The sequence below is a fragment of the Thiorhodococcus mannitoliphagus genome (assembly GCF_010915725.1).
GTDB classification, from domain to species: Bacteria; Pseudomonadota; Gammaproteobacteria; order Chromatiales; family Chromatiaceae; genus Thiorhodococcus; species Thiorhodococcus mannitoliphagus.
On the sequence record NZ_JAAIJR010000168.1, the window covers coordinates 1 to 10001 of the forward strand.

The following is a 10001-nucleotide window of genomic DNA, read 5'->3' on the forward strand; positions in this document are numbered from 1 at the left end:
GTCGTTGTCGTTGTCGTAATCGAATATTCGCCATGTCGAGACCGCGATCACGATTACGACAACGACAACGACAACGAGGAGGCAACGGTCTCGGAACTTGCGCAGCGAAGCACTAGAGGCTGACGGCCCTATTTCGGGTAAGGCAAATCCCCCCCTGTCTGTCTCATCCCCAGATGCCTATTCGGGCGCACATTCTTTCCCCAGGAAGGGCGTGAATTGACGGCGCCGTTGGCCTGAGCATTCGGCCCCACTTGGGTGAAATTCAAACGACGCAGACTGGCGGCGTGTCTCGGGCGGGTCAGGGTCAGATAGGGCAGCATGCTCACCTAAAGGTGGTCAGCTCGCGCTGATCGAGCTGGGCTTGCAGCTGACCCTCGACCTGCACCTTGAGACATCACCGACTTTCATCGTATCTGGACATCGCGCTCGCCAACCGCTGAAAAAACACGGCAATCGGAGTTGCCTGCCGTCAGCGTGAAGGATCGCAATCGTGAAGACAGGCGAGTAGAGACGAGCGAGAGCGAGGAAGCATCACCGCCAGCGCGAACGATTGGGCGCTCTTCTACCCCTCGTCCTCCTTCGACTCCACTCATTTCTTTCGGATGACGCAAGGATCCGCAGCCGAGTTCACGCTTTGATGACCGACCGTTAGTCGGCGACTAGGTACAAGACCCCCTACCAACTTTAGTATGGATACCTCAGGTGAATGACTGACACCCTAGGGTCTTGCCTGAGCAGCACTGGAATGCGCAGCGCGGGGCGTGCGTGTAAATCTAAAGGTACTACACTGAAATCGCGAGGCGTTCAAGGCACGACGGACCAAGATGCCTGTGATCGAGCCAGTCATGCACAGCCATACCGAAGCGAGGAGGGAACCACGCTGACACACCAGCTGGGACAAGCAGAGATCGGGATCTTTAGAGATCCAGTAAAGCGATGAAATCAAGCCTCGAATACCAGCGGACCAAAGTCAATGCATGAGTCACTTCGCTCCTCCCGGACCATCAACCGCCGGCGATACTTTCGCCGAGCAGACAACTGCCAGGTCCAGATCCAGTCGATCGACGCACCCCTGTCCGCCACTGATGCCTGCAGCCACTATTGCGTCTCTAAGGACGTCAGCTCAGGCGGCGTCCGGCTGCTCGCTGACCATCCCTACCCGATCAGCGCCAAGGTGCTGCTCACCATGGAATGTCGAGAGAACGGCTGGACCCGCATCATATCCCGGGTCGGATCCATCGTCTGGACTAAGCCCGCGACCACTGAAGAGCACTGCCAGCTCGGGATCCAGTTCGCGGATGTCGACAGTCCCGAACTCCAGGCCCTCGAAGCGGCGAGCGGATTCCACTAGCGACCGCGGATCCTTCAGAACCAGCCCGCTGACCGCTGTCATCACAAGGGCGCGCACATCAGCGCGCTAGTGCCCAGCGTCAGCCATCTCGATCCGGTTGCGTCCCGCAGCCTTAGCGCGATAGAGGGCCGCGTCCGCGGCGGCCACGATCTCGGACTCATCCTTGAAGCCGTCCTCATAGACCGCGACCCCGATGCTTATGGTCAGCGAGTGTCCAGGGAAGCGTTCAGCCAGCACCTGTCCACGTTGCTCGATCTGCTTACGGATGCGCTCGGCGTAGATGCGGGCACCCTCGAGGTGCGTATCCATGAGCACGAAGAGGAACTCCTCTCCGCCATAGCGCCCGAGAAAGTCCGTCGGGCGCGTTAGGCTGCGCATGGTGTCGGCGACGATTCGCAGCACGTCATCCCCGGCCTGATGACCGAAGCTGTCATTGAAGGCCTTGAAGTGATCGATATCGGCCAGGCCAACCGCAAAGAGGCGACGCGCCTCTTTTCCCTGTCGGAAAGCGCGCGCAAGAAAACGGTCGACGGCGCCGCGATTACCGAGCCGGGTCAAGGCATCGAGTTCGGCCTTGGCGCGCTCGCGCTCGAAGGTCCGGCTGCGCTCGATGGCGATCCCCAACTCTCCGGCAACGCGCATGACCTCGGGCAAGAGACCAAGCTCCAGCGACTCCCCAGCATGCTTGCGACTGACCCAGAGAACACCCATCAGCCGGCCGTGACACATGACGGGCACCGCCGCCGCCTCAGAGACACCAATCGCCGCCAAGGTCTTCTCGTTCTCCGGCGACTCCCGGACCAGCACCGGCCGGCGTTCACGCAAACAGCGCACAAGCTCGCCCGAAAGCGTCGGCATCGTGAGTTCCAGCGGTGCCGTCGGCGACACTGCGGGCAACGGCGGCAGCGCGTGCGTGGCGATCAGACTGCGGCGCTTGGGCTCAACCTGCATCATCAACAGGCGCTCGATCCCCAGCTCACGCTGCAGCGCTTCCAGCGTTTGGGGAATGAAGTCATCCGGATCCAGGCTTTGATGCGGCGCCGTGTAGCTCGAGAGCAGCGCATTCCCCGATGGCGTCGCCGAGCCCGGCTCGCCGCGACAAAGCGCCACGGCGGTCGCGACCATATTGGCGCGCAGCTGAGGTGAAGGCGGGAACTCCAGCCCATAGAAGGTGCCGATCTCGGAGATCTCGGCGTCGGCCTTCTCGAGCAGCTCCGGCAAACCGATCTCATCCAAGGGGACCAAAGACAGCACATCCTGAGAGATGCTGAGACTGTTGAGCAGATCCACCGAGCCGATCCCCTGCGTCCAGGCAATGAAATCGGCCAAGGCGACGACCGCAACCTCACGCGCCTCCTCGGCTGACAGTTCAGCCTCACTGATGGGACCGTGGTGATAAGCCTGGACGCGACAGAGCAGCTCGGGCAGTCCCCAGCTCGCGCAGATCACCGCCCCGACCATGTCGTGCGTCACACCGAAATAGGTGCGCTCGTTCTCCCGAATCGAGTTGACACTGTTGGACGAAGCGCCGAGAAAATCGCTATAGCAAACACGGCCGTGCGACTCTAGGATCATCTTCCCCAAATCGTGAAGCAGCCCCGCCGCATAGAGCGCGTCTGGGTCCGGATGTCCCAGACGCTCGCCGATTCCGCGACTGAGGATGGCGACCAAAAGGCTGTGCTGCCAGAAATGGAGCCGATCGAAGTGACCACTCGAGCCGCGCTTCACCATGCGCTCGTAGAACAGCACTTGAAGGGCGATCTGCCGGACAGCGGAGAAGCCCAGCAGGGTCACGGCGCGATGGATCGTATTGATCTTGCTCGGGAAACCGTAAAAGGCGGAGTTGACGATCTGGAGCACCTTGGCCGCCAGTGCGGGCTCGGTCTCGATGACGCGCGAGATCGCGGAGACTTCCGTATCCTCCTCTCGCGTCAACCCGAGAAGCTTCACCGCAGCTGCGGGCGCGGGCGGCAACTCACCGACCTCGCTACGCAAGGCCAAGCGCACCGCACGCGTCAGGCTGTCCGATTGCTCTGCCACTCTATCCCTGCTCCAGTAAGCAATTCGATCTCAGTTTGTCAGCGCCCCCCTCTGATTGCCATCCCGTCATAGGCTCAGCTGGGCTCGATACCCCAGGGCATGAGTCGCAGGAGGCCCGCTGCAAGCTGAAGTTCGGCTAAGCGGCGCCGCGAATCTGCACCGTGCCGCAGTGCGGGCATTTCTCGTAGGGCGGCAGCAGCATCCGCTGACACGCTGGGTTGGCGCAATGAATGCCCTCGTCCTTCTTGGAGAATTTCGCCATGTAATCGATGTCTTTCGGCCGGTTCAGCGTACCCGGTAAGGTCTGCCGCAGCATCTCGGAATATTGCGCGAACTCGGAGCTAAGGTTGTTGGATGCGTCGCGCTTGGCTGTCGACGGAGACTTGGACTTGCTCCTGGAGCGGCGGCGCCTGGGCTCGGAGTCGGCCTGAATCGCCGCTTCCCGCTGCGGCTCGCTAATGCCCTTCTTCTTGGCGGGATCCCAGCCGCAGTTGCCGCAAACCTTGGCGCCCGGCGCCATGGACTCGCGGCAGAAGGGACATTGATCCGCCTCCTTCTGCCGCTTAACCCTCTTTGCGCGCGGCACAAGGAAGAGCACGAAGGCCAAAGGCCCCAAGAAGAAGCCGCCGATGCCTGTCGCAAAGACATTGAATCCCCGCTTCACGCCGGCGATGGCGCCAACACTCATGCCGAGGAAGGCGAAGATGATCACCACATAAGGAATGACGTCGCCCATGCTCGCGTCGCTGAAGGCCGGGGCAGCCCAAACCGCCCCCGAGCCCGCGAGCGCGAACAATGGGACATGGAGGACTAAGCGCTTCATGGTATCCCGCTCTCGCTGCGTGACTGACAAAGTGTGCCAATATCAAAATGGGAGGTTAGGGGATGCGCTCGAAAAAAACCCCGACACAGGTCTCGATTGCGAGCAGCCAGCCGGACGACAGGCTTGCGTTTACCGCTGGCTCAATGCAGCCAAAGAATACTCAGTGCCGTCGTAACGACAGCGTGACAAGGGATCCCGCCACCACATCCCCATGACAGGCGCCATGGCTTGCGCGACCATTACGGGGTTAGGCTTTAACTGTCCAAGCATTGCGGAGACCAACATGGGCGCATCGAACACAAGCGTCAGCCTGCCGAAAGAAACCGTCATCCAACTGCAAGCCCTCTCACTGCCCGGAGAATCCCTGGTGAGCGTCATCCAGCGGGCGGCGCTCGCGCTGCACACCTTGGAGTCCAGTACGCGTCCCGAGACAACACCCAGCTTGACGGAACGCATGGACGCTCTAGAGTCACGTATAGAGCGAATCGAGCAAGGGGGCGTGATCGGTCAATGACCTGGCTCGACCCTGTGAAAACCTGACAGGACGTCCAGGCCAACAGGTGTTCCGAGCGAGAAGGCACCCAGGGCAGCGGCCCGTGGCTCGGAACGCTGGCCGAGACCGGCTCGACTCGGTCTAGAATCCTTGAGGGCGCAAAATGCTTGCAGATGAGTCAAATTTCGATGAAGCGTCCGACCATCCAAAGCCGTCGGGATCGGGATCGGGATCGAACCGACGATAGCGATCCCGATTCCGATAGCGATCCCGATGGCATGCCTCGTCGGTCTGAGGCGAAGCCTCGCCCAAGGGGCGCCCTCGGGAAAGCGCAAGCAGCCAGCCTTTCCTCGGCTGCGATGCGACCCTCCAACACCCAACCAAACCCCAGGAGCAACACTGGTGCGAGATTCCATCCTTTTCCTGGCGGCCGCGACACTGATCGCGATACAGGGCGCGCCGGCGCTCGGTGCTGTCAGCCTCACCACGAACCTGCCCTCGCCCCAGCCCGCAGGCGCCAGCATGCTCGTCACCCTCACGGACGACGCGGAGACCCAGGTGCTCTATCAGCTGAGCCTCGCGCCGGCCGAGCAGCCGGAAAACCGCCAGGTGATCTACGCCTATCAGTCGAGCAACACCTTGGAATGGTCCAGCATCCGCCCCGGCAGCTACCTTCTGACCGGCGCCGTCCTCGACATGAACAGCGGCCACCAGAGCACCGCAACCCTGCCCTTCACCATCCTTCCGGCGATCCCGCAAGGACTCAATGCGCCCGTCGTCCATCCGACCCGCAACCCGCTGGTCGCGCTCTATGTCGCGCCGCCCTGCGGGACGGCGATCCGCATGCGTGTGCGCTTCGTTGCCCCATCCATCGGGATTGAGCAAGTGACCAACCCCGAGTGGTGCATGCCCGAGGCGCCGCCGCACTTCCTGATCGCCGGCATGCGTGAGAATACGACCTACCTGATGCAGCACGAGGCGCTCGGGGAAGACGGCATGCCGCTTGGACGCTCGCAGCCGATCAGCTTCACCACGGGCATGGCCGGGATCACCATCTCACCCAGCACCATCCAGGCGCTGGCCGCGCCTTGGGTCAGCCAGCTCGAGCCCGTCATCTGGAATTCCACCATGATCGGCAACCCGAGCACCGGCCTCAGCCCCTACCCCCATGCAACGGACCTGGAAGGCAACCTCATCTGGTACCTGGAGCGAGCCGTCTGGGCATTGCGCCCAAGCCCCAATGGGACTTTCTGGCACATCACGCCGAATCCCGAGACCAACACGCCCAATCAGCTGCTGACCAAGGCCGATCTGCTCGGCAACAACCTCAAGCAGACCAACGTCACCGATCTGAACATGCAGCTCGAGCAAGGGGGCTACGCCGACAGGATCAACGACATCCACCATGACGTCCGCGAGCTGCCGAATGGCGACGTCGCCTTCATCGCGACCGTCGAGCGGCTGGTCACGGACCTGCAAGGCCCCGGAGAGGTCTCGGTGCTGGGCGACATGATCATCGTCACCGACGGGAATTTGCAGATCAAATGGCTGTGGAACGGCTGGGATCACCTCGACCCGACGCGACTGGCAACCCTGGGCGAGGTCTGCAGCACGGGCATCGCCGGATGCCCGCCCTTCTACCTGGCGGATCAGACCAATGATTGGATGCACGCCAACGCCCTTGCCTACACCGCCGACGGCGACTTTCTGCTCTCCGTCCGCCACCAGGACTGGGTGCTCAAGATCGACTACGACGACGGCTCAGGCGACGGCAGCATCCTCTGGCGGCTAGGTCCAGATGGCGACTTCGCGCGCCTCGGCGGCAGCGCGGACGACTGGTTCTCGCACAGCCATGACCCGAGCTACATTGCGGACAACCGCATCATCCTCTTCGACAACAGCAACCTCAGGTGCGAAGCCGCCGCGCCACCGCCGGATTGTCAGAGCCGCGGGCAAGTGTGGGAGATCGACGAGGAGGCCATGACCGCGGAACTCGTCTTCAACCAAGACCTCGGCGAGTTCGCCTACGCGGTCGGCTCGGCGCAGCAGCTCAGTAACGGAAACTACTGGCTCAACTCAGGCATCCTCGGCACCTTCATGGAGCCCCGCACAACCATCCAAGAGCTCGACCCGAACGGCACCGCCGTCCTCCAAACGGCCCTCAATATCCCCCAATACCGCTCCTATCGACTAAGGAGCCTCTACGCCTCGACGGAACCTTGGGACAGAGTCACCTCTGAACCCCGCAGGCCGCCACATCAGCAGCATCGCCGCGGCAGCGCCGCGGCCTTGCCTGGCCCGTCTCGGGAAGAGCGTCGCAGAGCGGTCAGACCATCGCCCTGATCCGTCTGCCGCAAGACCTTGGAGAGCGTCCAACGACGCGAGCGGCGGTGCTTCGCTCCTTGATCCGCAAATCGGAGGGGGCGAGCAGGACCAACGTCTGCGCGATGGTCGGTCGCAGCGACCTGGGGCAGACGCCGCGCCCCATTGCCTCGATTATGCGGAGCGCGAGAACCGCGCGGATGGCTCACCGGACGACGCGGCCGCCCCATAGGTGTGCATCAACTGCGTGATGGTGCTCATCAAGGCATTGCCGTTCGTCGCACTCTCAGCGCTGGCCGTCGATGTCGAGGATGCGGACGATGGTCGAGGCGGCGGTCTCCTGCCCTGACCATCCGCTCCTTGCACAAGCCCAAGACTTTCGGCCGTAGTCCGAAAGGTCTCCGCCAGTTCCGCCTCGGTGACTTGGCCATCCCCATCGCCATCCAGCGCCGCAAAGACCTCCTCTGCGCTGGCCACCGACGCATCAGCCTCTGTGGTCAGCTGATCGACCGCCGACTGGATATCCTCGACGTCGAGATAGCCCTTGCTGTCGGTGTCGAGCGCCGAAACCATTTGCTCCGAGAGCTGCGATGGACCCGGGGGCGGCGGTGGTGGCCGGTTGCTGGTGGCGCCGGCTCCGACCATCATCGACGACAGACCACCGAGACCGCTGATATGACTGCTCATGGCAACCTCCGATCATCACGCACCAGGCGCGCAGCGTTGTAGATACGAATGGCGTCACCCTGAGGGCCCCTGCCGTTGGGGTAGCTGGCCGGGTCGCCGGCTTTGGGGTCGCTGCGCTGCGCCCCCGCACCGTGAACGTCAACCCAGGCGCCGCCCATGAACCCCATGGCGCGACCGAAGGCGACATAGGCGCCAGCCGAGCCGAGGTTCTCCGTCCAGTTGGCGTGGGTCGTGCTGCTCCAGTAAAAGGGGAAATCGGCCTGGCCCGCTTCGTTGGTGATGCCGGTAGCGCTGAAGAGTGGATCGATCGCAGCGCTCCCGGTGGTATCAGGGGAGCGCTCATAGTCGACCAGCCCCTGCAACTCCTTGACATTAGGCAGGCGCCAGTCGCTGTAGCCCAGATACCGGGCGGCGTTCCGCGACTCGGCCCAGGCCAGGGCTTGTTCCCAGTTGAGCCCGTCGGGGGCATCGACGCCGCTGTCGTCGCGTGCCCACATGAGGCCGGTGGCGCGATCACTGATGGTGCCGTCGCCATTGTCCACGAAGTCGTTGTCGCCATAGGCTTCATTGCCACGCACGCACAAGACCGAGAAGGTCTTTTCCTGCCCGAACATGGTGAGGCCATAGCCCTTGATTCGCCCATCGGCGAAGTTGACGCCGAAGAGGAGGTCGCCAGCGATGTATAGGGTGCTGGAGGCATATTGGGCGTCGATGATGCGCTCCCCGGCATGGGTATCGCCATAGGCGAAATCGAAGTAGGTGGTATCGATGAAGGGTATCAAGCCGCTCGTGTCGGTCTCCTCGTAGCCGCTCGGATCCCTGCCGCTGAAGTCGATCAGCGAATAGAGCGTCTTGATGTCGGGCAGCCGCCAGTCGCTGTGCTCGGCGAGGCTCAAGTCTTCGCAGTAGCTCAGCGCTTGTTCATAGCCGAGTTCGTCACCCAGGTTCAGGACGCCGTCGCCATTGGTGTCCGGGCTCCGCTGCCACATGAGACCGGTCACCCTGTCGGTGATGGTGCCATCACCATTGTCAGCAAAGCTGGGGGTCTTGCCCTGATGCTGGGCATCCTGACCGGAAAAGGCGCGCCCCGTCGCGGTGCAGGCGATTTCAGCGCCACTGTCGGCGTAGCAAGCGCTTTGCCCGGTGTCCACGCTGGGATAGGTGGTGCGCTGCGTCGCTCGGTCGGGCGCACAGATCAATATGCCGTCTTCGCGCGGTGGGAGGACACAGGTTCCTTCCACCCTCCCCCTTGGGCTTGAAAACTGACAGCTGTCTTGTTCGCTCAGGTCGGCGCAGGCATCCAGCGCTTCCTGTGGTGGAGGCCCGCGGCGCCCGCCGCCATGATCGCCGCCGGGTTGAGCACTGGCGAGCGGCACAGCGGCGCCAATGATTAGAGAAAGCGCGATTCTGGAGGTCTGAGCGATTCTGGAGGTCCGAGTGAATCGAGTGACTGGCATGAGCGATTCCTTGATCGTGGCGGAGTGTGGATAGTCTCGCGAGCAAGCAAGGAGGGGGGATGTGGAAATTGTGTGGAAATCATGAAGTCGCTCCGAAGCCGAGAAGCACCACACCACCGGCGATCTGAGAGGCTGTCTGACAAACCTCAAGGGGGCGACTTTAGAAAGCGTCCATCAACAACTTCCCCCCTTTCGCAAAGGGGGGCTAGGGGGGATTTCGGGCGGCATCGCTCGCATCGGGAAACAATTGATGGACCCTGTCTTAGGCGCCCTTGGCACTGGCGAGAGGGCCAATGAATTCGCCCCAGCTCGGGCGATTGCAATCTTCAGACAACCTCTGACGGCAGTCGCACAGAGCGGAGCGAGAGCAGCTCACCTCGATCCAGCGTCCCTTATCGCATCCTGTTCTCGGACCCGCACTCAGCAGGCTGGCTTGCGCCGTCTCCGAGACCAATGAACACCTCCTGGTCCATCTGCGCCCGGGAAGCACGCGCGAGGGTGAGGGCCGCTCAGGCCGCCTTGGCGACCGATGAGCACATGCTCGAGCATCATGGCGCCCTGCAGTCGGCGGCCCTCGCCGCACATCGCCAACCAGTTGAGTGCCTTGCGGACGCATGCGAAGCCCGAACGCCTAGGCTACAACGTGAGAACTGTCCCATGCGCGGCGCAGACGCATCAGCAGCTTAGGTGATTTGGGAAACAACAGACCAACAGCAGTGATCGCTGAGTATTCCGGCCGAATCCGGACACCTATTCCGATCCAAACCGGACACCAATCCGACGTCAAAGCGGACAGCATTCCGAGCTGAAAGCGGACACTGATCCGAC

8 protein-coding genes are annotated in these 10001 nt (G+C 62.5%); 3 read left to right on the forward strand and 5 right to left on the reverse strand.

Going from position 1 to position 10001, the window contains the following annotated elements:
* Positions 1-973: 973 nt before the first annotated feature.
* On the forward strand, positions 974-1351 hold the full coding sequence (locus G3480_RS23350; protein ID WP_164656593.1) for a PilZ domain-containing protein: 378 nt from the start codon (positions 974-976) through the stop codon (positions 1349-1351).
* Between the two features lie 66 nt (positions 1352-1417).
* On the opposite strand, the gene G3480_RS23355 is transcribed toward G3480_RS23350, so the two are convergent.
* On the reverse strand, positions 1418-3391 hold the full coding sequence (locus tag G3480_RS23355) for an HDOD domain-containing protein (protein ID WP_164656595.1): 1974 nt from the start codon (positions 3389-3391) through the stop codon (positions 1418-1420).
* A gap of 136 nt (positions 3392-3527) precedes the next feature.
* Positions 3528-4214 carry a DUF4282 domain-containing protein gene (locus tag G3480_RS23360; protein ID WP_164656597.1) on the reverse strand — a complete coding sequence of 229 codons (687 nt, stop codon included), beginning with the start codon at positions 4212-4214 and terminating at the stop codon, positions 3528-3530.
* Positions 4215-4497: 283 nt separating this feature from the next.
* On the opposite strand from G3480_RS23360, the gene G3480_RS23365 reads away from it, so the two are divergent.
* Together G3480_RS23365 and G3480_RS29305 are read left to right on the forward strand one after the other, a co-directional pair.
* The gene (locus G3480_RS23365) at positions 4498-4728 is read left to right on the forward strand and encodes a hypothetical protein (protein ID WP_164656599.1); all 231 of its coding nucleotides are present in this window, start codon (positions 4498-4500) and stop codon (positions 4726-4728) included.
* A 381-nt stretch (positions 4729-5109) separates the two neighbouring features.
* Positions 5110-7050: an aryl-sulfate sulfotransferase gene (locus tag G3480_RS29305; protein ID WP_164656601.1), complete on the forward strand. Its 1941-nt coding sequence runs from the start codon at positions 5110-5112 to the stop codon at positions 7048-7050.
* Between the two features lie 153 nt (positions 7051-7203).
* On the opposite strand, the gene G3480_RS23375 is transcribed toward G3480_RS29305, so the two are convergent.
* From G3480_RS23375 to G3480_RS27975, 3 genes are all read right to left on the reverse strand, one after another.
* The gene (locus G3480_RS23375) at positions 7204-7716 is read right to left on the reverse strand and encodes an EF-hand domain-containing protein (protein ID WP_164656603.1); all 513 of its coding nucleotides are present in this window, start codon (positions 7714-7716) and stop codon (positions 7204-7206) included.
* Positions 7713-9173, reverse strand: a complete 1461-nt coding sequence (locus tag G3480_RS23380; protein ID WP_164656605.1) for an Lcl C-terminal domain-containing protein — start codon at positions 9171-9173, stop codon at positions 7713-7715. Before G3480_RS23380 ends, G3480_RS23375 begins: the two co-directional genes overlap by 4 nt.
* 631 nt (positions 9174-9804) lie before the next feature.
* Positions 9805-10001: hypothetical protein (locus tag G3480_RS27975; protein WP_206171858.1), on the reverse strand; the 197-nt coding region annotated here is incomplete at its 5' end.

Bases quoted from the DNA above. Each gene is read 5' to 3' on its own strand.
- G3480_RS23380 (WP_164656605.1), bottom strand. From the start codon at position 9,173: ATGCCAGTCACTCGATTCACTCGGACCTCCAGAATCGCTCAGACCTCC.
- G3480_RS23365 (WP_164656599.1), top strand. From the start codon at position 4,498: ATGGGCGCATCGAACACAAGCGTCAGCCTGCCGAAAGAAACCGTCATC.
- G3480_RS23375 (WP_164656603.1), bottom strand. From the start codon at position 7,716: ATGAGCAGTCATATCAGCGGTCTCGGTGGTCTGTCGTCGATGATGGTC.
- G3480_RS23350 (WP_164656593.1), top strand. From the start codon at position 974: ATGCATGAGTCACTTCGCTCCTCCCGGACCATCAACCGCCGGCGATAC.
- G3480_RS23360 (WP_164656597.1), bottom strand. From the start codon at position 4,214: ATGAAGCGCTTAGTCCTCCATGTCCCATTGTTCGCGCTCGCGGGCTCG.